We start from the raw sequence: 22,842 nt of genomic DNA on the forward strand, positions 1-22,842 counted from the left end.
AAGATTATAACTTATCCATAGATATCAGTAAAAAGACAATCAACTATAGACAATTGTTATCGTTTTTGGGTATAGATCAAACCAGCAATAGCTAGTATTATTAAAAAAACTGCAAAATAGACGATACCTTGCAAATGCTGTCCAAGAACTATCCCATAAATTACGCCACTGACTGCTGCAACTGCATTTACTAGCGTATATGATACTGCTCCGATTTTGTTAATTATAATAAACAATAAGACATAACCTAAGGTTGATAGCAGTATTTCACATAAAATCAGCAGTGAATTAAAATCATGAATAGTTAACTTATAATAACCCTGATTTATAACCGTAAGCGGGCTAATTATCAGACTAGAAAATAGCAACATCCACATTGCATAACACAAAACTGAACCATTTCCCGGATGAAATTTGGCAATATAAACCGCACTAAAGGCATAACTAAATGGAATTAAAATCGCAATATAAACCCAGACACTGCCTAAATCTACCGTTATAAGTCTTCCAGATGGCATTATGATTATAGCGATACCGAATAAACCAAGCAATACCCAGACAAATTTTATTAATGAAAATTTTTCAGCCTTGAGCGACCATGCCAATATACAGGTAAAAACCGGGGATAAATTTGCGATAACAGTCAATAATCCGGAAGGTATTTTGCTAACTGCATAATAAATCAGTAAATTGGGAAAAACAATACCTGCCAAAGCACATAAAAGAGCGTAAATCATGCCTTGTTTATCAAGCCACAGGTCTTTCCTGAATACCTGAATAATAAGAAGTAATAAAAATGGTCCAAAAGACTGCCAAAAAGCATAACCATACGGTTTAACTCCATGGGTCATGCAATAACCAGCAATCGCGTAACCAGTTGCCCAATCAATACCCAATACAATTAATAATGCCAACGCCATTTTTGATCACCAAATAAATAAAACCTGCTATTAAAGCAGGTTTTCAAATTATGCAAGTTTACCGTGACAGTGCTTATATTTCTGACCACTTCCACATGGGCATGGGGCATTTCTGCTTGGCGGCTGATTTTCCATCGCCGCAAACTGAGTCTGCTCATTAAAATCAAGATGCTGATTGCTAATCGGTCCATCTTCATCAAAATCATCTTCATTCGGAACATCATCCATACTTTGCAACTGAACAGCAAAAAGAACCTTAACCACATCTTGTTTCAGATTATCAAGCATATCTGAGAATAGATTGAATGATTCTTGTTTATATTCCTGCTTCGGATCTTTCTGTGCATAGCCACGAAGACCAATCCCCTGACGAAGGTGTTCGAGCTGAGTTAAATGTTCACGCCAGTAATGATCTAAATGCTGCAATAAAACACCACGTTCAAAGCGTAATACCTGATTATCCAGTATTGATTTGGTTACTTTACCAAACTCAGTCAAAACCTCAACTTGCGTAGCATCGGGGCGAGCATAGGTTTCAGCAAAATTAATTTCACTTACCCCACCATTTTGAGCAATAAAACCATCGATTGCAACAAGATTCCATTGTTCTTTATTCTCTGGTAACATGGCAACTGCAAATTTGACCACTTCCATGCTGATGCTAGTTCTAAAATTATCCAGTTTCTGTTTATACTGATTAAGTGCTGTTTCGATTAGCTCTTCACGCAATAAAGTCTCATCAATATTGGGGTCTGCCTCAACCTTAGTTGCAATTGCAAAAGGAATATGATACTCATCCTTAAGTGCTTTCTCTAGCCCTTTGATGTCCCAAGCATCTTCCATCGATTTTGGCGGAATATATAAATCAAATACTTCACCAAGAACACTTTTAATCATATTGGTAGTCATTGGCGACAAATCATTAGATTCAAGAACTTCATCACGCTGCTGATAAATAACCTTACGCTGGTCATTTGAGACATCATCATAAGTCAATAACTGCTTACGAATATCAAAATTATGACCTTCAACTTTTCGTTGTGCCGATTCAATAGACCGTGATAACAAGCGATGTTCAATCGCTTCACCCGGCTTCATTCCCAGGCGCTGCATCATGCCACGCATACGCTCACCACCAAAGATCCGTAGCAATTGATCTTCAAGGGACAAATAGAAGCGCGAAGCACCAGGATCACCCTGACGACCAGAACGACCACGCAACTGATTATCAATCCGGCGCGACTCATGACGTTCAGTACCGATAATATATAAACCTCCGGCATCAAGCACCTGCTGATTACGCTTCTGCCATTCAGCCATTATTCCATCTATTTTAGCTTGTTTTTGTTCTTCACTTAATGAAGCATCTTCACGGATTTTTTTTATCTCTGGCTTAGGATTACCACCAAGAATAATATCTGTTCCACGTCCAGCCATATTAGTTGCAACGGTAATATTACCTGGGTATCCTGCCTGAATAATAATACCTGCTTCACTAGCATGCTGTTTGGCATTTAGAACAGAATGCTTTAATCCTGCCTTAGCCAACATTTTTGATAAAACTTCAGAGCTTTCAACCGATGTAGTACCAACTAAAGCTGGCTGCCCACGGGCAGAACACTCTTTAAGATCTTCAATAACAGCATTGAATTTATCTTCAGTAGTCATATAGATTTTATCGTTATAATCTTTACGCACCATCTGTTTATTAGTTGGGATCACGACTGTCTCAAGGCTATAAATTTGCTGAAACTCATATGCTTCAGTATCCGCAGTACCAGTCATTCCAGATAGTTTCTTATACATCCGGAAATAGTTCTGGAAAGTAATTGAAGCCATCGTCTGATTTTCACGCTGAATTTCAACGCCTTCTTTAGCTTCTACTGCCTGATGTAAACCATCAGACCAACGACGACCAGACATTAGACGACCAGTAAACTCATCAACAATAACCACTTCACCATCATTAATCACATAGTGTTGATCTTTAAAATAAACATAGTGCGCACGCATTGCCGCAATCAAATGATGCATCAAACTAATATTATGAACATTATAAAGGCTGTCACCTTCCTTGATAAGCCCCATTTCAGACATGATCTGCTCAACCTTGATGTGCCCAGATTCAGATAAGATTACGTTATGATTTTTTTCATCAACCCAAAAATCACCTTCTGTGCTTTCTTCGGTCTCTTGCGCCACAAGCATCTGTGGAATAGCATTAAGCTTCTGATATAATTCATTAGATCCTTCAGCTGGACCAGAAATAATCAATGGTGTCCGAGCTTCATCAATTAATATTGAATCAACTTCATCGACAATCGCAAAAGAAAGCTTGCGCTGAACTTTTTGTCCAGCTTCAAAAACCATATTATCACGTAGGTAATCAAAACCAAATTCATTATTGGTGCCATAAGTAATATCAGCTGCATAAGCTTCGCGCTTAGCTTCCGGTGGCATGTCAGGTAAATTAACACCAACTGTCAATCCAAGAAACTCAAATAACGGACGTACCGTCTCAGCATCACGATTAGCAAGATAATCATTTACCGTAACAACGTGAACTCCATCACCAGAAATTGCATTTAAATATGCTGGCAAAGTTGCTACCAAAGTCTTACCTTCACCGGTACGCATCTCGGCAATTTTATTATCATTTAGAACCATACCACCGATTAGCTGCACATCAAAATGACGCATATTTAAAACGCGCTTACCAGCTTCACGCCCAACGGCAAAAACCTCTGGTAATAATTGCATTAATGTTTGCCCATCTGTATAACGCTGCCTGAACTCTGCAGTTTTTGCACGCAACTCATCATCTGTGAGTTTACTTATTTGCGCCTCAAGCCCATTTATCTGGTTAACAATGCGGTAATACTGCTTTAACAAGCGTTCATTTCTGGTACCGAAGATCTTATAAACAACATTTTTTAGCATAACAACTACTTATTTAGTAAATTTGGATTAACTTTATAGAACTCATGATTTTACCACATCTATCAGGACTGGTAACTATTAAAGAAATTGCCTACATCCCTAGCAACTTCTTGCGGGTTTTGATGAAGAAAAAAGTGTCCACCTGCTGGATACTCAATTAATTTAGAGAAAGGAATATAAGTCGCAAAGAATTGCGCTGCATCACTACTAACAACCAGATCATTCCTAGCTTTCAAGATTAGAGTTGGTAACGTGACATTTGAAAGAGTAGCTGCATCACTTCCTACCCAAGTAGCAACAGAATAATCCTGCAATTCTTTGGCTTCAAAATTAAACCGATAGTGATAATCAGTTATTTCCGCGGCAGCTCCAGTGATTAATTCTTTCAGGTTTTCACTTGGCTTAGCCGAAAAAAACATCGCGTAAAGTTGTAAGCGAAATTCATTAGCAGGTAAATGTTCACTATTCATCAAAAGCTGAATAAATTCTGGGCTAGTATAATTATGATGTGGGACTGTTGCCAGTAAGACAACACCAGAGGCAATATTCGGACGAAGCTTTAATATTGACTGGGTAATAATTCCACCCATAGACCAGCCAAATAATATCGGCTTGATGATAGCCAGTTCATCAATAAAATCAATAACATCTTGTGCCATACCCTGCATTGAGTATTCATTTTTTGACTCAGACAAGCCAATTTTCCGATTATCAACAAGATAAACTGTAAAGTTCTGGGATAACTCATCAATAAAATGACGATTCCAGTGATAAAGAGTCCCCGAATAACCAACTATCAGAATTAGCGGCTGCCCATTCCCAGTTTTACAATATCCAACCTGCCCATTTCTGGTTTTGACAGTCTGATAATCTAAAGCTTCTTGCACGTAATCCACCTTAAAAATGAAATTCTTTTTTGCATATCCTATCTACGTGATTGAGGTTCAATATATAGATAAGGTAGTCCAAAGTCATAAGAACTATAAAATATATTCGTCATTGATCGGCTGTAACGGAGGTGGAATGTAATCTGCACCAATTTCCTGCAATAGATTTATTTCGATATTTCTAGTAATGCTGGAAATCGGCACACCTGAAGAATGATACTCAAAAGGATTCATCAGGCTTAACCCATTTAAATGAATGGTATTAAAAACAAAGCCCATCAACCAGCTTAATATTACCGATTGCCAACCAACCTCACTATTTGTGGACATAGTAATCAAGGCAATAAAAATCCAGATAAAAAGCTTCGTAAAAAAGAGATAACTTATCGGAAAAACCGTATTATTTATTCGTTCAGACTTCCCCATTCCATCACATAAATTCTCAAGCAGGCTGTTTAAGCCAAGGAACTCAAAATCAGTTATTTGCTGCTTATCTCTTAATTGTTTTAGCTCTTCAGACTGTATCCGCAGTAAGGCATTTGGAATATGAGATTTTGACTGTAATTTAACTATATCAGATTTTGGAATATAATCAAGATAGCTTTTATCATCATCAAATCTTCTTAATGAAGCGGTTAATGCGTATAAAAAGCCAATATGACGGTAAACCATTCGCTCAGTAGCTTCCTTATCCTGGTTGTAGGCAAGAAGATTTCTTGCCCATGACCTTGAATCGTTAACTATACCACCCCAGATAGTTCTAGCTTCCCACCAGCGATCATATGCCTGATTATTATTAAAACCGATGAAAAATGCGATAGCTGTACCCATCAGGGCAGGATAGGCAATTGGCAATTTAAAAGATACTAGCACATAAACATCGACCAAATAAGTGATGCTACAGAATATAATCATTAATAAATCAACTTTCCAGGTTATTTTTAAAATCCTGAATAGACTTAAATTTTTTCCAATTAGCATGTTATCTTCACCCTACCAAAGCTATAAATCAAGAATAGATCTCTTTTGTAATCCATTATTTGCAACAGTGTACAAGTTAAATTACGACAATTATCCAATTTCAATCACTAAAGCCAAGTGCCGGAGCAGATTCACCATTAACCATCGCTCCCGGGAAAATTGAATAAACCGTTTTACCATAAAAATAAGGCAAGCCCCAAAGAAATATTGAGTCAGCAAAACTCTCGCAACCAGCACATGGAGCACCAGCATATGGTAACAGGGTATTACCCGCTATTGCATTCCCCAATAAATAGCTGGGTTTGCAAGAGGATAACTTGAATTAACCTGATTACCACCATTATAATTAGAAAATACGGCATTAATCTGCATTGGTGAACTAGGACAATAAAACCCTTCAAATTCTCCAGTACAAAGAGGAAGGCTATTATCTGAAAAGATAATATACGGTGTGCCACTATCAAATGTTCCCTGATAATTTGTATTATTGTAGTTGGTATTAAATAAGCTATCCTTAGTATAAAGAAGATTTACATTTGATGTAACACTATTATTTGATTGAGTATTGATACCAAAAGTAAGCGTACCAGTAAAACTAGTTGCACCATTTGCTGGAATATTAGGAAACTGTAATAGTACCCCATTATTATCAACAGGCATACGAATCACCGGACTAGCAATTAACATAGACTCAGGTAAATTAGTTACAGGGTTACAAGTCCCATTAACACAAGTATAATTTGCATCTGCATCAAAAACGCTATTACGAACACCAATGATTGCATTTTGCCCAGCTGCAATAAAATCAAAATAACTACCAGTTGCATCACAGGATGCAGGGATTCCAACTTGTGGTTGGCTATCATCGATAATCTGAAAAGGTACAGATTTAGCTGTCTCTCCACCCCAAACTACATCAGTCAGATTCATTGAACCAAAATCATATCCCGCTGCATAATTGGCACAAGTATATAAAGGCTGATTATCAAGCGTAAGCTGCGGATACATTGCTGCATTTTTTAATATCGAAGCAGGCACACGCAAGCCATCAGAACCAGTATCTAGAAGAACATGATCAATCGTTTGACAAGTATCTGTACCTGGGACACATAAAGTTACGGTTACAAAGGGACGATTAAGTGGCGCAGACTCATTAACACCAAGATCGACAATAATTGGGGTCTGATTATAGGCTGGTGTATTACCTGATGAAGATGAGCTACTTCCACCATTACAAGCAGAAAGACATAATGTTGTAAGAGATACCAATAAAATAGAATAATTTTTCATTTGGATACCCCTTATTTCAAATCATCTAATGTCAAATTAGCAGGTAATTCTGCCTTCAAAAGTGCATAGCCACTAAATGCACCCACAATACCAGTAACACCAGCATCAAAAATAGTAGTAGTTACTTTGTGCTGGCTTGTTCCCATATAAGCGCTCTTGCTTGTCTGATAAGCTGGGAAATACGCACCATAAAGCTGACGCAGATTAGGAATATGTGAACCATGCCATTTTGTAGCAAAAACATTGCCATTTGCTACATATTGAGTAACAGTTATTCCATCATCGGTAATAAAGCTATATTGATCATAGTTTGCTTGCTGCTTTAACTGTGCTTTACTGACAGTTATAGTTTTCGCCGAAGATAGACTCTGACTACCACTACTTGTAGTATTTAAAACTTGAATATCTTTATTTATTGAATCAGGATTTTCACCCAAAGTAGCATAAGAAAAGCTACTAAGCAAAATACCAGCTAGACCAATTAAATATTTATAGCGCATAAATCATCCCTTTAATATAAACCAGATGAATAATAAAAATCGACGTTCTTACTAACAATATGATAACCAATGCATAAGTCCCTGTGCATTAATCTGATTATCCATTCCAACTGACTGCCGAAACTGTTCCCGATCAAGTATGATACCAAATTTTTGCGCCTTCATCCATAAGTAGTCATCTAGTTTTGCGCAAATTTCTTCGCTAGTCTGAGGTAAGTCGCTACAAGCCTTGGCTATAACTACAAAATCATCAACCATCTTATGTAGAATTTCTGCATATTTCACTACATTTGTAACCCCACCAAAATGAGTAGGATAAAATACATCAACGCCAGAATTTTTGATTAAATTAATCGACTGATGCATTAAATCTGGATCAAAATTGACTGGAGTAGTTGTAGGGAAGATAAAGCGCTCTCCACTAGTATTTATAAGCTCAGGATAACAGACACCAAAAACATCGCCGGTAAATACAGCATTTGCCTTAGTATCAAATATTGCTATATGATGATTAGCATGTCCAGGCGTATGCCGACATATGATTTGACGATTACCAAGCATTATTTCAAAACCATCTGTAGCGACAAGTAGCCTTTCCTGATCAATAGGCTGTAATTTACCGTACATTTTAGCGACAAAGTCTTCACCATAAACACCAATCACACTTTGTTCAAGTACAGCAGGGTTTATCATATGCCTAGCACCGCGCGGATGAACTACCAATTTCGCATGCGGAAATTTTGCCATATACGCACCAGCACCACCAGCATGATCAAGATGAATATGAGTAAGGAAAATATATTTTACTGAGTTTTCATCAAGCCCAATATCAGCTAACATCGACTCTACATAAGGAAGTGAATGCAAATTCGCCGTCTCAACTATTGCCGCCTCATTACCCTCGTGAATCAAATACACGGCGGCAAGATTATCGCGCACATAGTGGGCATCTATCGTATGAATTCCGCTATTATCTCCAAGCATTTTCTCACCATTCATAACATTTAGTTTAATTGATTGAGATTATACCTTATTTTGTTACCGGAATAGTTGCAAGAATGATATGAGAGTGACATTAGATTTCTTTCACAACCCATTATCTGATGCTTAGACTAGAAATAAAAACTAAAAAATGAAATACATACTAAAGAGTCTCAAGGATAATGCTAAATACCATTTCAACATTTATCTATTAGAAATTTATAGTACTGGCGTGTAGGGAAATAATTTAATGGCGGAGTGGACGGGACTCGAACCCGCGACCCCCTGCGTGACAGGCAGGTATTCTAACCAACTGAACTACCACTCCATGTGGTACTTGGTGGGCGCAACAGGATTCGAACCTATGACCTCCTGCTTGTAAGGCAGATGCTCTACCAACTGAGCTATGCGCCCCAAATGGGATAAAAATATAATTGGCGGAGTGGACGGGACTCGAACCCGCGACCCCCTGCGTGACAGGCAGGTATTCTAACCAGCTGAACTACCACTCCGCATGGTGGGCGCAACAGGATTCGAACCTATGACCTCCTGCTTGTAAGGCAGATGCTCTACCAACTGAGCTATGCGCCCCGCGCCTATTTGGCTGCGAGGTAAGTATTATGCCAGCTCCATGCTTAATTTGCAACTCTTTTTTCTATGCGGTGGCATAAATATATAACGTTATTTTTTAATCTTCTGTTATACAATTAATTCTTATCTAAGTAAATATACTCTACCAGATTCGAAATACTTGTAAACGACAAATACATCAACCTACAACCAGTAGGCAAGAAGCTTGCCAACAATCCAGTATGATGAATCTGGTTAAGTATAGTATTATTGATTTATAATTTGACCATTAGTCACTTGACCAATAAGTTTACCCTTATTTTGCAGAATTACTTTGCCCCCCGCCACTGTAAATTGGATATTTCCTTTTACCGTTGACTTATCAATAATTATTGTTGCTGGCTTTGTTGATTTACTAACAATATTACCAATTACCTTACTTCTTGAGCTAAGCATCAAGCTTCCTCCACTAAATACAATTCCGTTACCGAAGTAAGTATCTATACTACTAATATTACCGCCAATAGTTGTCGAGTCTTTAAAAGTACACTTGGTCGCATTTAAATTTCCTTTAACATTACTATCATCCCGCACAGTTACTTGAGTCAAGCTGGCATCACTTTCTATTTGCAGATCATTGATTACGGTGATCTGGGTTGCTGTCAGGTCGCCACCAACAGTCAATGCACTATATTTACCATTTTGTAGTGTTTGATCACCGCTACTGATGGTTGCAGGAGCAACATACCATAATGATTTATTATTATTTGCTGATTGATTATTATCATCTCCGCTACCTGAGATTGTTCCACACGCAACTAGACTACTTAATCCCATAATCATTATCAGATAGTGCTTTATTTTCATTTTAAATTTTATCCATGTAAATATGTTTATTTATTGTTTCTGCAATTAACTGACTATGCTTCATAAAATCATCAAAGTAATTGACATTACTTAATTCCGATAGATTTACCACTTCAAGCCCACTATAGCCGCAGGGATTTATATAACTAAAGTGCAATTTATTCATTGAAAAATTAAAGCTTAATCCATGATAGCTACAACCCTTACGGATTTTTAATCCTAATGAAGCAATTTTTTTCTGATTGACATAAACGCCAGGAGCAGCGCGATCTCCATATGCTGCAATATTAAAATTTGTCGCTAGATAGTCAATAACCGCATTTTCAATTGTGGTTACAAAATCACGAATCGATAATTGCGCACGTTTTAAATCTACCATTAGGTAGATTACTATCTGTCCTGGTCCATGGTACGTAACCTGACCGCCTCGATCAGTTCTGACTATTGGAATACCATGATTTTTTACAAGAATATGCTCTTCTTTTCCTGCTAATCCAAGAGTAAACACTGGATCATGTTCAACAAGCCAAAACTCATCCGAAGTACTTTCACCCCTTGCTTCAGTAAAGTCTTTCATTGCTTGCCAACACTCTAGATAGTCAATTTTACCAATATTTCTGATTATTGCAGTCTTATTCATTACAAGGTGATTTTTACTAGCGGATGACTATTTAGAGCAAGATAAATACTGTCTAATTGCGCCTTTGAAGTTGCATTAATGTTCGCAGTAATTGATAGATAATTACCTGCTCGACTTAATTTATATTGCAGGTCTTTTTCATGGTTAAACCCTTCTGTATGTTTAATGATTATAGCACTAACTTCAGCTATTAACTCAGGATGATTAAAACCCATTATTTTTATTGCAAATGAACAGGGAAACTGTAACAATTCTTCCATCTTACTGTTTTCAGACATTTTCTTCACTTTCCTTTTGGCTATCATATTCTTCTATTAAATCCTGCTCTGAATTCAGGAATGTTTCATTAATATTTGGTAGTGGCGGCAGTTCTTCTAGGCTTTGAATGCCCATATCGTCCAGAAACTGTCTGGTTGTTGCCAATAGTTCGGGTTTTCCGGGTAGCTGCTTGTGTCCTACTACCTCAATCCAGTTACGATCAAATAATAGTTGCACGATATTACTATTAACAGCAACACCACGCAAATTCTCAATTTCACCCCTTGTAACTGGTTGGCGATAAGCTATTATTGCAAGAGTTTCCATTACCGCTCTCGAATACCTGGCTGGTTTGGTATTGTACAACTTATTCAAGTAAGACTGAAACTCTGGGCGGGAACGAAAACGATAGCCACTGGCAAGCGTAATTAATTCGATCCCACTATCTGTATATTCACTAGCTAATTCTTCAACTATTAACCTAACGGTATCTTCACTAATTTGATTATCAAAGACATCGAGCAGCTGATCAATTGCAATAACGTCAGTTGCTGTTAAAAGGCAAGCTTCAATGACTTTTTTTATATGACTTAACGTGGCTATTGTCATTCCGCTGCCAGTTCCACAAAAATATCCAATTTTTCATCCTGCATAATTAGGACTGCTCCTTCTTTACCTAATTCAAGAATAGCAATAAAGTTAACGACCACATGCGCTGTACCCAGTTCAATTTTGAAAAGGGCAAAAAAACTCGACTTTCCATGCTCCTGTAAATGGCGGAGAATCTGAGTCATATGTTCACGAACCGAGAGTTCCTGCTTTTTCATATGATGTTGATTACGGCTAGTCAAACTTCTAATTAACAATGTTTGCCAAGCTTTTTGTAATTGTTCCGGTGTTACCATTGGTAGTTCGGGAGTTGATTCTTCAACTAGAACATCTAGCCAGCGATAATCGCGATCAGCTTGCGGGATTTTATTTATACTTTCAGCTGCAAGCTTGATTTGCTCATATTCGATCAAACGGCGGATGAGCTCCTGTCTAGGATCACTTTCATCATCCTCATTTGCCGACTCACTTTGTGTGGGAAGCGGGAGCAAGATTCTTGATTTTATTTCGAGCAAGACAGCTGCCATAAGCAGGTATTCACCAGCTAGTTCTATATTTAGCACTTGCATAGCATTAATGTAACTTATATACTGATCAGTAATTTTAGTTATTGGGATTTCCTTGATATCTATATTCTGCTTGCGAATTAAATATAATAGCAGATCAAGTGGACCCTCAAACATCTCAAGAAATACCTGTAGTGCCTCCGGCGGAATATATAAATCCTGTGGAAACTCGGTAATTTCCTGTTGGTTAACGGTTATTATTGCTAAATTTGTCATGGCTAATATGATAAGTATTAATTGTGTTTATTCCAAACTGGATTACAAACATTTGCCCAAAATTTCTAAAACCTTATTGTAACTCATCTTGATGTTAATTCGTTATTTCTTGAATTTTTTTATGTATTTTTTTCAACCCAACCCAACCCCTGTAAGTGTTGTAATCACTAGATTATTGTGCATCGCATTAAAATATATCCATATGAAATTATTAAATATTTATCCACATCATGCTTACAATGTAAGTTTTTTGTGTTATAATATTGGTATATACTTAAACAAAAAGTATACTAAATTAACCGATATACTTAGTAAGTATTGAAGCATATATAAATTTAGTAGGAAATAATGAAGGCAACCTTAATAAAATCAAGATACAGACTGCTAATATCAAAATTTGCCAGTAGAAGCATTTTATTTTGTATTTTGATCTTAATGTTAAACCAGTTTGATTGTGATGACAGTGTATTTATTAATGGACACTACTTGAATCATGCAGTCTTCTGCATTCACGGTAAAGTCATTCTTTCCAGTTTATTTCCATTTTTTGCCCAGGTAAGTAATTTTTTACATGTATCATTGATATACCTGGTTGGTGGTTCTGATTATTTATTTACACTCAACAGATGCACTGAGTTTGTTGGTCAAATATTGATGGGGGTCTCAATTTCATGGTTTTTAAATTATCACCATGATGATAACTACTCAAAAAATATATTTCCACTAGCAAAGCATTTTTCGGTCTGGGTTCAGTTTAATGCCTCATATAAAGCTCTTATAACTGACAATTGATCCGAAAGGTGAATAATTGTTAGTTGAAATTTGTTTTTTTACCCCCATATATAGATGGTTTGAGAACTTGAATAACCTTGACTGGTTGTGAAATTATTCAAGTTTTTAAGTTGCTTATGCAAAATTAAAAATTTAAGGAGATTTATTATGGCAAGAGAATGCCTATTTAATATTATTGTTGATGAACACGCAGATTTATTTAAATCAGAAGTGAAAAAAGAAGTTATGGCTAAAACTGAAGAAGAAAAATCTTCTGGCGTGATGGCTGCAGTTAAAGACTATACCTATGCTATCGCAAAAGGTATGTTAAGCTTCATTTCATAATAATTCTATACAGAAAACTAGAGAGGTGTATCGTGAGAAAATTTTTTAAAACTATAGCATTAATTATAACTACAATGGCTCAAGCTGGAAGGCTTGAAGGACAGTTATACTATATTCAGTCTAAGCATAGAACTAATGCTAAAGGACTTGCATAGCTAGAAATAAGCCGGATTACTCCGGCTTATTTTATTTAATCTGAGGCTTTTTCATACGCTTCGACAATTTTCTGCACTAGCGGATGACGAACTACATCTTTTTTATTAAAATGATGAAAGTGAACCCCTCGAATTTTACCCAGTATCTGTTCCACTTCAATTAAACCACTCTTTATCCTTTTATCCAGATCGATCTGGGTTAAATCACCTGTAACCACCGCTTTCGAGCCAAAGCCTATTCTAGTTAGAAACATTTTCATCTGCTCAGGGGTAGTATTCTGCGCTTCATCAAGGATGATAAATGCATTATTAAGTGTCCGACCACGCATAAATGCCAAAGGTGCTATTTCAATTAATCCCCGCTCAAAAAGACGACTAGTCTTTTCAAAGCCCATCAGATCATACAGTGCATCATAAAGTGGGCGCAAATACGGATCAACTTTTTGACTAAGATCACCGGGTAAGAAACCAAGTTTTTCTCCAGCTTCAACTGCAGGTCTAACCAGAATGATCCGCTTAATTGTTTCACGATCAAAGTGATCTACTGCTGCAGCGACCGCAAGATAGGTTTTCCCAGTTCCTGCCGGACCAATACCAAAAGTAATATCGTTAGCTATGATTGATTGTATATAACTAATCTGATTTGGCGTTCGCCCTTTTATTTCACCTTTGCGGGATTTGAGGTTATAGCTGCTAGAATTACTTTCTTTTTCACGATTTTGCTGCTCCACCAGTCCAAGCTGAACATCTTCCAGAGTTATCTCCCGCTCGGTAGATTTTGCCGCAAAATATTCCAAACAATCACTGGCAATTTGGGCATTGTGTCCACTAATTTTAAAATCACTACCGCGACGACTGATATTTACATCAAAATGATTTGAAATTTGTGTCAGGTTTTCATCCATTGCGCCGCATAAATTATATAATTGATCATTATCAAGATGAGTTAGATGAAGATATTTATGCAAAATTAATTCCTTGAAATAAAATTTGCCATCAGAGTTTAAAATTATACCATGTGTCTCTACCACTAAGCGACATTGTTGGGTTTTACAACTTTAGCTTAACTAGACAACATATCTTGACTCTTTAGCTGTTTTAGGATAGATAAATCTGGTATTCCTTTCTGTTTACTTGCCAATTCCTGTTAAAATTTAGGGATGAAGTCATGATTATAAAGGTTAAGATAGATGATAAACAATCTGTTAGGTTCTGTACGCAATCAATATCAGACATTGAATGGTAAACAGAAAAGGTTTCTCGGCAAATATTTTATTCTGATAAATTTTATTATGTTACTGATAATTGCCTTTCTTGGAGAACGTTTGTACACTATGCGCAAGGTCGAGATGGAGTGGATTGGTGAACGTGTAGATCGCCCAGCGCCAACTAAAGAAGAAATTACTCATTTAAGTAATATGCCTGCAATTGATACCAGTATCTATATGATGCGGATGAGTGATATCAATATGAAAGAAAAGACTATGCAGGTACGTGTCGTTGTCAATCTTGACTATGCGGAAAGTAATTTTCCGGATGGTACCCCTGGAATAGGAATTTTTAATGGCACATTGAAAGAACAGCAACAAGTAAGCCGAAGGATTAAAAATGGACGCGTTCATGAAATTCTAAGACTTACAGCTGAAGTCGAACCATATTATATGCTTCCGATGTATCCACTTGACCTAGAGTTGATATCAGTGCGCCTCTCACCCAAGGTTGAAGATGACCCTTATTATTTTAGACTGGTTGATTTTCAGGACATGACTTACGTTGCCCAAAATGACTATCAATTAGTTAAAACTGGTTTTGTTAATGAGGTTGAAAGTGATGTTACAGCTTCTCTGACTGATAGTCAACACCAGGTAAAATATTATGGTCTAACCCGTGCGTATATGTTATTTGAACATAAAAATGTTTATTCATACCTAAAAACAGTTCAATACATGCTACTGGCAATTTCAATAGCTTTATTTGCGCTACTGATTAATGCTAAAACCAATAGCCCTAAAAATGGACGGGTGGCAGTTATTGGGAGTTCAGTATTTGCATTATCAGCTACGGTATTTCAATTGAATGCTTCAATCAAGGTAATTAATGCGCTAACGATTATTGATTTATTTACTTTTTATTCAGGATTAGTTATTTTGATATGCTTCTTAGTTACAATCAGAACGTTACGTTTACTAGATGAAGAGGGATATGCAACTGCAAAACTATTCGACCAGATAATGTTTATTACTATTTTTATCTATACCTGTATATTTTTTATTGGGGTATATTTGTATGCGTAATGTATATTGCTACAGCTAAATTTATATACTTGTCGATCCAAGGATAGTTATACAGGGAATCATACTTAAACTCAGGGTTCCCGAAGAAAGCAAAATTGTTTACTTGATTAAGACTAAACTAATAAGAAAATAAAGACGTACTGATTTATTAAAATGGTGGGTTGTACTGGTGTCGAACCAGTGACCTCTACGATGTCAACGTAACGCTCTACCGCTGAGCTAACAACCCATTTTAGTGGGGGAATCTAGGCACCATATGAATGATGATGCCTAGAATATTGAAGAGTCTGAATTACGCTTCAGAAACCACGCTAATTTTAACTTTAGAGTGAACATCATGATGAAGAATAACATCAACTTCAAATTCACCAATAGTTTTCAATGGTCCGTGTGGTAATGCCACTTCTGAACGTTTAACATCCACACCAGCAGATTTAGTAATAGCATCAACAATATCCATCGATGTTACTGAACCAAATAATTTACCATCAACGCCTGCTTTAGCCGGAACAGTGAAAACAACACCGTCAATTTTAGAATGACGAGCTTGTGCATTAGCAAGAATATCAGCTTGATTGCGTTCATATTCAGCACGACGAACTTCAAATTCCTGCAAATTAGCTTCGGTAGCACGCTTAGCTTTCCCCTGAGGAATCAGGAAATTACGAGCATAACCATTTTTTACTGAAACGATATCACCAAGGCTACCTAAATTTGCAACACGCTCTAACAAAATAATCTTCATATTTTAATCCTTTAACCAAATTAGTGCTGATCGCAGTAAGGCAGTAAAGACAAGAAACGCGCGCGTTTGATGGCTTCTGCTAGCATACGTTGAAATTTAGCTGATGTACCAGTAATTCTTGATGGAATAATTTTTCCAGTTTCTGTGATATAGCTTTTTAATAATTCCACATCTTTATAGTCGATTTCAGTATAACCTTCAACTGAAAAACGACAAAATTTTTTCTTTTTCAAAATTTGACGAGACATTTTAATTCCTTTAGTCCAAAATTTGTATCTGATTGACATGAAAAACTATCTGACGATTAGCATTCATGCTCAAAAAACCTTTTGCATTAACCATTTTGTTCATTAAATCATCGTTTAATTTTTTACCAATAACTACACAGAACATTCTGCATTTTACCAAACGATTTATTCCAGCCTCATTTTGCGTTGAACTATGTTCAATTACAAACCTGGAGACTAATACTTTTGCTGGCGTAATTATTTGCTCATAAACCTTAACAACAATTCCTGTTAGCTCAAGATGATTAATTTATTTAACCTGCTATGATTAGATCAAAGATTTACTTTTTTCATCTTTCATATATAATGAAGGCTCTGTAACTGCATTTTTCTTCTTGATTACAAGATTACGCAGGATAGCATCATTAAATTTGAATGCATGGCTTAACTCATCAAGAACTTCATTGCCGCACTCGATATTCATACAAACATAATGTGCTTTTGCCAATTTTTGGATAGGATAAGCTAAATGACGGCGACCCCAGTCTTCAAGGCGATGGATTTTACCACCATTATCACCAATGATTTTTTTGTAACGATCTACCATGTTTACTACCTGCTCACTTTGATCCGGGTGAACAAGGAAAACGATTTCATAATGACGCATGAAAGCTCCTTGTGGATAAAAATCTCTTGCCCATGCTAAGACGAAGAGAAAGGTTACTTAAAGTGCCTTTGTGTTAAAAGCCCGCTATTATAACAAAAATATAAAATTTATTCAAGGTTATACTAGCAGATTTTTATGTTTATATTACTTGTCTTTAAGTATATCAATATAGGCTTGCATAGCTTTTTCTTTGCTCCAACCTTTAATCGCATTCCAAGCATTCCATTTTGCCCGTTCAACCATATTCATAACGCTCGGGCATTCTCCTTGGATATCACCAATGGTTGCCTGCTTATAAAAAGCATACAGCTTCAATTTTTCAATATTATTGGGTTGAAAATTAATCGTAGCATTCTTTACCGCTTCAACCATTTCAATAAACTGCTGTTCCAATTCACTCATTTAAAACTCCTATTTTAAGCTTGCCATTCAGGATGGGCATTTTTAGGACCTAATTCGTAGGCTTCAAACTCATCAACCTGAATAACTTCATTTGCATACTTAGCAGCTGTTTGCAATTTTTCAAGCTCAACTGCATCAATTATACCCAGTTCAAGTGCTTTAACCGCACTTTTCATGATGTTAGCTTTAGGTAATTTCTTATCCTTAATTGCCTGACTAATTTTTGCCCGAATCGGCATCACCGCCAGTACTGAATGAAATGCCAGATCCATTCGACCAACAGGATCATTCATATCTGAAGTAAAGAAAGTTTCACGCACAAAGGCTTCTCTAGTTTCATTATTATTAAGTAATGCCTGGGCAACTTTACGATCTAGATAATCACTTGGCTCATGAAACGGTAAGCCATATGGGAAGACAATTACTTTAAGAAGATTGGCAATCCATCTTACCGGGAAATTGGCAAGAGTTTCAACTAATGCATGCTGTGCCTGAAATAGACAATGTTCAATCGCCCATTTAACAAACACTTCATCACCATCACGTTCACCCTCATCCTTAAAGTATTTAAGCGTTGCACTCGCCATATATAGATAACTCATCACATCGCCAAGTCGTGCTGAAAGACGCTCTTTAACTTTAATACTCCCACCAAGCATAATAAGAATAGTATCGCTGATGAATGCCTCGGCTGAAGAAAGACGGCTAATCTGTTTATAGTAATGGTTAAATCGCGATGAATAGCCACTAGCAAATCGACCTCCAGTAAGTGCATGAAATAATGCCCGGATTTTATTTTGCGCCAAATAACCAATATGCCCAAATAAAGCTTTATCAAAATTTTTAAGCCCATCCTCATGCATCAATGACTCGTAAATATCACGAATGAATGGATGACAACGCATCGCTCCCTGACCAAAAATCATCAGGTTACGCGTCATGATATTAGCACCTTCAACGGTAATCGCGATTGGAACACCCTGATACATTCTAGCTAGGTAATTATTGGGTCCCATGATAATCCCACGCCCAGCATGAATATCCATTGCCCAGTTTACTACAGTACGTCCATTTTCAGTCAAATGATACTTGGAAATAGCAGAGGCAACTGATGGCTTAATCCCCGCATCAACAGCGGCAACAGTAAAGCGTCGGGTAGCATTCATCATATAGGTAAGTCCACCCATTTTACCAAGCCCTTCCTGAACCCCTTCAAAATTGCCGATTGCAACCTTAAACTGTTCACGTACCTGAGAATATGCTGAAGTTGTGATTGTTGAAAGAAGAGCATTAGCAGTTCCACAAGCCGGCAATGAAATCGAACGCCCAATTGATAGGCACTCAACCAGCATCCGCCAGCCTTCGCCAACCATTGCCTGTCCACCGATAACCCAGTCAATTGGAATAAATGCTTCTTTAATCCGAATGACTCCATTCATAAACACTTGATCTAGTGGAATCAAACGCTTACCAATCTCAAGCCCGGGGTGATCATGTGGTAATAAAGCACAGGTTATCCCTTCACGCCCAACACCTTTTAATAAGCCATCTGGATCTTTCAATTGGAAAGCCAGTCCTACAAGTGTTGCAATTGGAGCAAGCGTAATATAACGTTTATCAACATTTGTTAGCTTAATACCAAGCACAGTATTGCCATTATATTCACCCATGCATACTGTACCCATATCCGGGATTGAAGTTGCATCTGATCCCGCTGTTGGCCCAGTTAATGCAAAGCATGGAATTTCACGACCATCAGCAAGACGCGGTAAATAGTAATCTTTCTGTTCTTTGGTACCATAGTGCTGGAGAAGTTCACCTGGACCAAGCGAATTAGGAACCATAGTAGTTACAGCAGCTGAAGTACTTCTAGTTGCAATCTTTAGCACAATCTCGGAATGAGCTGCCGCCGAAAACCCTTTCCCACCATATTCTTTACTGATAACCAAGCCAAAGAACTTTTTCTCTCTTAGAAAATCCCATACTTCAACGGGCATATCTTTAACATTATGGGTAATCTCCCAATCATTAATCATCGCACAAAGCTGATTAGTTTCATTATCTAAGAACGCTTGCTCCTCTTCAGTCAACTCAAATTTTTTTAATGAGTGGAGTTTATTAAAATCAGGTTTCCCCTGAAATAAATCACGCTCCCACCATGAGTCTCCTGCATCAAGTGCAAGTTTTTCTGTTTCTGAGATTGCTGGCAAAACTCCATTAGCCTTAGTAAAGATTGAGGCTGAAATTTTAAGCCGGAAGAAAGGGATATTCCCAACCACTGCAATAGCCAGAGAAATTAGTGCCAGTAGCACATAAAGAAATGTACTTAATGTTTCTTCGTGAAGGCTATGCGCACCAATGAAATAAGCCAGCATAGCTACTGTCCACAGCCAGAGTTTGGGCTTATGGTAAATTACGAGCCATGTTACTAGTAAGTATCCAAGTAAAAATATTATATTCATGATAACTCTCCCTTACGCTTCTTCAACATATAAATCGGTATATAATTTACTACCACTAATCATGTTGTATTCATCAAGATTACCACCAGTTTCCTTAATTAACTCTTCATCCAGATGAAAATTTCCACTATGACTAATTGGCTTAGTAGTCAAAAAATAAGCAGCATCAGCAACAATTCGTGGATGACGTGAATGCTTAATTGAATTATCACCACCAAGCAAATTCTGAACTGCGGCAGTAGCAAGTAGCGTTTTTGGCCAAATTGCATTCACTGCAATACCTAATTCAGCAAATTCGCTAGCAAGACCAATCACCAGCATCGAAGAACTAAATTTGCATAAAGTATATGCCGTATGCCCCTTGAACCATTTAGCAAGCAAGTCTGGTTTTGGTGCTAGGTGAATAATATGCGGATTTTCAGATTTTTGTAGATAAGGTAATGCAAATTGAGCCGCAAACAGGCTAGCACGAACAATTACTTCATGCATAAGGTTAAATTTTGCAGGCGTTAAATCAGTAGTTTTCAAGAGATACAAGGCGCTAGCATTATTAACCAGCACATCAATCTTACCAAATTTGGCACCTGCTGCCGTTATTGCTAGATTTAAAGCATCCAGATCTCTAACATCACAAGGAATCGCCAAAACTTCTTTCGCCCCAGCCGTACGAATCTCTTCAGCCGCTGTAGTCAATGTTCCCGGTAATTTTGGGTGAGGATCAACTGTTTTACCTACGATCACTACATTTGCACCATCTTTAGCAAAACGCTTGGCTATTTCTAATCCAACTCCACGCGTACCGCCAGTAATAAAAACTGTTTTCGTCATGTCAACCTCCTGATTATTTGTCATCATTTGCCAAATATTTGGCAACAATTGCTTTTTTGTCTATTTTACCAACTAGCGTTTTTGGCAACTCAGCAACAAAATTGATTGTTCGTGGCATTTTATAGCGTGCAAGCTCCTTTCGACAATGTTTGATAATTTGCTCTTTGTCTAATGACATTCCTTCATGAAAGACTATATATGCATGGGGTGCTTCACCAGTATCCTCATCTTTGTAACCAACAATAGCAACTTCTGCAATTTCAGGCAACTCATCAATTACCAATTCAACTTCAACTGGATAAACATTAAATCCTGAAACTATTATCATCTCAGTTTCACGCCCACTAATAAAGAGATGCCCGTTAACATCGATATAACCGATGTCACCCGTATTAAACCACCCCTCTTCATTAATAGCTTTTTTTGTCTGTTCTTCATTCCGCCAATAACCAGCCATTAGTTGTGGTCCACGCACCTGAATAATCCCTTTTTCGCCAACTCCAAGACTATTTCCTGTTTGGAGGTCAACAATATTGATTTCAGTAGAAGGCAGAGGATAACCAACCGAACCATTAAATGTGTCATCAAAATAACTCATCGATACAGCAGGAGAAGTTTCAGTTAACCCATAACAGTTAGTGGGATACATTCCGGTATGCTTAAACCAAGCATCAGCAACTGACTGCCTAGTCGGCATACCACCACAGATTCCGTAGCGATAATATTTGTGGGTTACAGAAGTAAAGGGTTTATATTCGAGAAGTTTGTTATATAAGGTATCTAGAGAGTTAAAGATGGTAAACGGGGTTTTATTCATAGTTTTTACCAAGTCTTTTAGATCTTTGGCATTTGGAATCATCACATTCTCTGAACCTTTAAAGAAGAAGGTAAAGAGATTGGCTGTCAATGAAAATATATGATAAAGCGGTAATGCACTGATTACAACCTGTTTATCAAGGTCTGCTACCTGAGCTCCAATCACAGCATATATCTGATAAATATTAGCAACGATATTCCGATGTAGTAGCTTAGCACCTTTTGGATGTCCAGTAGTTGCGCCAGTATATTGGATAAAAGCTATATCATTATTATTTACTGATGGCGAATCTTCAAGTTTATTTGGATTATTATATAAATCGGTAAATGATTTTGCTTGATATTGAAGCTTTGGGTTGACTTTACTGATATATCGCAATACCAAATTGATAATTGTCTTTTTAAGAAATGGATAAGGATCAGCAATCCGAGTTACAATAATATGCTCAATACCATATTTATTATAAAATCCATTCAATTTTTCGCTAAACATGTCAAGAATAATCACGACTTTTGGTTCGGAATTACCAATTACGTATTCCATCTCACTAGCGGTGTAGAGTGGATTTATATTTACAACGATTGCGCCAAGGAGATGAGTTGCAAAAACGCATAATGGATACTGGATAGAATTTGGTAAAACCAGCGCTACCCGATCACCATGACCTACTCCTAAATCAGCTAAGCCTCTAGCAATTTTTGATACTCGCTCATACACCTCACTAAAACTAAGCGTTTCACCATGGCAAGTTACCGCCCGATTATCTGGATAAGCTTTACAGGTCGCTTCAAAAAGATCAATAAGAGTCTTATCATCTAGCCCAATCTCATGAGGAACATTATTTTTATAGCTCTTTAGCCAGATTTTTTCCATTTTCTTTACCCCCGTAAAAGCTTTCTATTAT

Annotated in this window: 25 protein-coding genes, 5 tRNA genes and 1 pseudogene; 3 read left to right on the forward strand and 28 right to left on the reverse strand. The window is 37.2% G+C overall.

The features are described from left to right. Window positions 1-56: 56 nt before the first annotated feature. The 18 genes and pseudogenes from CUN60_RS10725 to CUN60_RS10805 all read right to left on the reverse strand — a co-directional run bounded on the left by CUN60_RS10725 (window position 57) and on the right by CUN60_RS10805 (window position 12,225). Window positions 57-920 carry a DMT family transporter gene (locus tag CUN60_RS10725; protein ID WP_102952038.1) on the reverse strand — a complete coding sequence of 288 codons (864 nt, stop codon included), beginning with the start codon at window positions 918-920 and terminating at the stop codon, window positions 57-59. Window positions 921-968: 48 nt separating this feature from the next. Further along, window positions 969-1,208 (reverse strand): SEC-C metal-binding domain-containing protein, encoded by a 240-nt coding sequence (locus tag CUN60_RS13485; RefSeq protein WP_425266155.1) that lies wholly within the window; start codon window positions 1,206-1,208, stop codon window positions 969-971. A 5-nt stretch (window positions 1,209-1,213) separates the two neighbouring features. Beyond that, a pseudogene (gene secA / locus CUN60_RS10730) lies at window positions 1,214-3,860 on the reverse strand (preprotein translocase subunit SecA); the annotation flags it as partial. Window positions 3,861-3,922: 62 nt separating this feature from the next. Beyond that, the gene (locus CUN60_RS10735; RefSeq protein WP_158649397.1) at window positions 3,923-4,747 is read right to left on the reverse strand and encodes an alpha/beta fold hydrolase; all 825 of its coding nucleotides are present in this window, start codon (window positions 4,745-4,747) and stop codon (window positions 3,923-3,925) included. A gap of 93 nt (window positions 4,748-4,840) precedes the next feature. After that, on the reverse strand, window positions 4,841-5,728 hold the full coding sequence (locus CUN60_RS10740) for a bestrophin family protein (RefSeq protein ID WP_102952040.1): 888 nt from the start codon (window positions 5,726-5,728) through the stop codon (window positions 4,841-4,843). Window positions 5,729-5,828: 100 nt separating this feature from the next. Beyond that, window positions 5,829-6,017, reverse strand: coding sequence for a DUF3443 family protein (locus CUN60_RS13350; RefSeq protein ID WP_102952041.1), 189 nt, complete (start codon window positions 6,015-6,017; stop codon window positions 5,829-5,831). Next, entirely contained in the window at window positions 6,002-7,018 is a 1,017-nt protein-coding gene (locus CUN60_RS10750; RefSeq protein WP_102952042.1) for a DUF3443 family protein, read from the reverse strand. The genes CUN60_RS13350 and CUN60_RS10750 overlap by 16 nt, the downstream gene beginning before the upstream one ends. A gap of 11 nt (window positions 7,019-7,029) precedes the next feature. Continuing rightward, the gene (locus CUN60_RS10755; RefSeq protein ID WP_102952043.1) at window positions 7,030-7,518 is read right to left on the reverse strand and encodes a DUF2844 domain-containing protein; all 489 of its coding nucleotides are present in this window, start codon (window positions 7,516-7,518) and stop codon (window positions 7,030-7,032) included. 51 nt (window positions 7,519-7,569) lie between these two features. Continuing rightward, a complete protein-coding gene (locus tag CUN60_RS10760; RefSeq protein ID WP_158649398.1) occupies window positions 7,570-8,502 on the reverse strand; it encodes an MBL fold metallo-hydrolase in 933 nt (310 codons plus the stop codon). A 248-nt stretch (window positions 8,503-8,750) separates the two neighbouring features. Beyond that, window positions 8,751-8,827 (reverse strand) — tRNA-Asp (locus CUN60_RS10765). Window positions 8,828-8,837: 10 nt separating this feature from the next. Beyond that, window positions 8,838-8,913: transfer RNA gene (locus tag CUN60_RS10770), tRNA-Val, on the reverse strand. A gap of 21 nt (window positions 8,914-8,934) precedes the next feature. Further along, a tRNA-Asp gene (locus CUN60_RS10775) sits at window positions 8,935-9,011 on the reverse strand. 3 nt (window positions 9,012-9,014) lie between these two features. Beyond that, window positions 9,015-9,090: transfer RNA gene (locus CUN60_RS10780), tRNA-Val, on the reverse strand. A 246-nt stretch (window positions 9,091-9,336) separates the two neighbouring features. Continuing rightward, on the reverse strand, window positions 9,337-9,936 hold the full coding sequence (locus CUN60_RS10785) for a hypothetical protein (RefSeq protein WP_102952045.1): 600 nt from the start codon (window positions 9,934-9,936) through the stop codon (window positions 9,337-9,339). 1 nt (window position 9,937) lies between these two features. Further along, window positions 9,938-10,576, reverse strand: a complete 639-nt coding sequence (lipB, locus tag CUN60_RS10790; RefSeq protein ID WP_102952046.1) for a lipoyl(octanoyl) transferase LipB — start codon at window positions 10,574-10,576, stop codon at window positions 9,938-9,940. Then, window positions 10,576-10,854, reverse strand: coding sequence for a YbeD family protein (locus CUN60_RS10795; protein ID WP_102952047.1), 279 nt, complete (start codon window positions 10,852-10,854; stop codon window positions 10,576-10,578). The genes lipB and CUN60_RS10795 overlap by 1 nt, the downstream gene beginning before the upstream one ends. Further along, window positions 10,847-11,443 (reverse strand): SMC-Scp complex subunit ScpB, encoded by a 597-nt coding sequence (gene scpB / locus CUN60_RS10800; RefSeq protein ID WP_102952048.1) that lies wholly within the window; start codon window positions 11,441-11,443, stop codon window positions 10,847-10,849. The genes CUN60_RS10795 and scpB overlap by 8 nt, the downstream gene beginning before the upstream one ends. Next, window positions 11,440-12,225 carry a segregation and condensation protein A gene (locus CUN60_RS10805; RefSeq protein WP_102952049.1) on the reverse strand — a complete coding sequence of 262 codons (786 nt, stop codon included), beginning with the start codon at window positions 12,223-12,225 and terminating at the stop codon, window positions 11,440-11,442. The genes scpB and CUN60_RS10805 overlap by 4 nt, the downstream gene beginning before the upstream one ends. Before the next feature lie 939 nt (window positions 12,226-13,164). Here CUN60_RS10805 and CUN60_RS13010 point away from each other — a divergent pair. Beyond that, a complete protein-coding gene (locus tag CUN60_RS13010) occupies window positions 13,165-13,341 on the forward strand; it encodes a hypothetical protein (RefSeq protein ID WP_158649399.1) in 177 nt (58 codons plus the stop codon). A gap of 32 nt (window positions 13,342-13,373) precedes the next feature. Next, entirely contained in the window at window positions 13,374-13,496 is a 123-nt protein-coding gene (locus CUN60_RS13355; protein WP_279639051.1) for a hypothetical protein, read from the forward strand. 35 nt (window positions 13,497-13,531) lie between these two features. Here CUN60_RS13355 and CUN60_RS10815 read toward each other — a convergent pair whose 3' ends face one another. After that, a complete protein-coding gene (locus CUN60_RS10815) occupies window positions 13,532-14,467 on the reverse strand; it encodes a PhoH family protein (RefSeq protein ID WP_425266156.1) in 936 nt (311 codons plus the stop codon). Between the two features lie 219 nt (window positions 14,468-14,686). Between CUN60_RS10815 and CUN60_RS10820 the strand changes: the two genes are divergently transcribed. Next, entirely contained in the window at window positions 14,687-15,790 is a 1,104-nt protein-coding gene (locus CUN60_RS10820) for a hypothetical protein (RefSeq protein ID WP_102952051.1), read from the forward strand. A 154-nt stretch (window positions 15,791-15,944) separates the two neighbouring features. On the opposite strand, the gene CUN60_RS10825 is transcribed toward CUN60_RS10820, so the two are convergent. From CUN60_RS10825 to CUN60_RS10860, 9 genes are all read right to left on the reverse strand, one after another. Beyond that, window positions 15,945-16,019: transfer RNA gene (locus tag CUN60_RS10825), tRNA-Val, on the reverse strand. Window positions 16,020-16,082: 63 nt separating this feature from the next. Beyond that, the gene (gene rplI / locus CUN60_RS10830; RefSeq protein WP_102952052.1) at window positions 16,083-16,535 is read right to left on the reverse strand and encodes a 50S ribosomal protein L9; all 453 of its coding nucleotides are present in this window, start codon (window positions 16,533-16,535) and stop codon (window positions 16,083-16,085) included. A gap of 20 nt (window positions 16,536-16,555) precedes the next feature. Beyond that, window positions 16,556-16,783 carry a 30S ribosomal protein S18 gene (gene rpsR / locus CUN60_RS10835; RefSeq protein ID WP_102952053.1) on the reverse strand — a complete coding sequence of 76 codons (228 nt, stop codon included), beginning with the start codon at window positions 16,781-16,783 and terminating at the stop codon, window positions 16,556-16,558. 10 nt (window positions 16,784-16,793) lie between these two features. Further along, window positions 16,794-17,072, reverse strand: a complete 279-nt coding sequence (locus CUN60_RS13490) for a hypothetical protein (RefSeq protein ID WP_425266157.1) — start codon at window positions 17,070-17,072, stop codon at window positions 16,794-16,796. Window positions 17,073-17,090: 18 nt separating this feature from the next. Continuing rightward, window positions 17,091-17,429, reverse strand: a complete 339-nt coding sequence (gene rpsF, locus CUN60_RS10840; RefSeq protein WP_102952054.1) for a 30S ribosomal protein S6 — start codon at window positions 17,427-17,429, stop codon at window positions 17,091-17,093. A 144-nt stretch (window positions 17,430-17,573) separates the two neighbouring features. Beyond that, on the reverse strand, window positions 17,574-17,831 hold the full coding sequence (locus CUN60_RS10845; protein WP_102952055.1) for an acyl-CoA-binding protein: 258 nt from the start codon (window positions 17,829-17,831) through the stop codon (window positions 17,574-17,576). A gap of 14 nt (window positions 17,832-17,845) precedes the next feature. Continuing rightward, entirely contained in the window at window positions 17,846-20,293 is a 2,448-nt protein-coding gene (locus CUN60_RS10850) for an acyl-CoA dehydrogenase (RefSeq protein WP_102952056.1), read from the reverse strand. 12 nt (window positions 20,294-20,305) lie between these two features. Next, window positions 20,306-21,121: an SDR family oxidoreductase gene (locus tag CUN60_RS10855; protein ID WP_222593261.1), complete on the reverse strand. Its 816-nt coding sequence runs from the start codon at window positions 21,119-21,121 to the stop codon at window positions 20,306-20,308. A gap of 13 nt (window positions 21,122-21,134) precedes the next feature. Then, complete coding sequence (locus tag CUN60_RS10860) at window positions 21,135-22,811, reverse strand: AMP-binding protein (protein ID WP_102952058.1); 1,677 nt, start codon at window positions 22,809-22,811, stop codon at window positions 21,135-21,137. Window positions 22,812-22,842: the final 31 nt, after the last annotated feature.

Origin of the sequence: Aquella oligotrophica, from assembly GCF_002892535.1 — a bacterium.
Classification (GTDB): domain Bacteria; phylum Pseudomonadota; class Gammaproteobacteria; order Burkholderiales; family UBA11063; genus Aquella; species Aquella oligotrophica.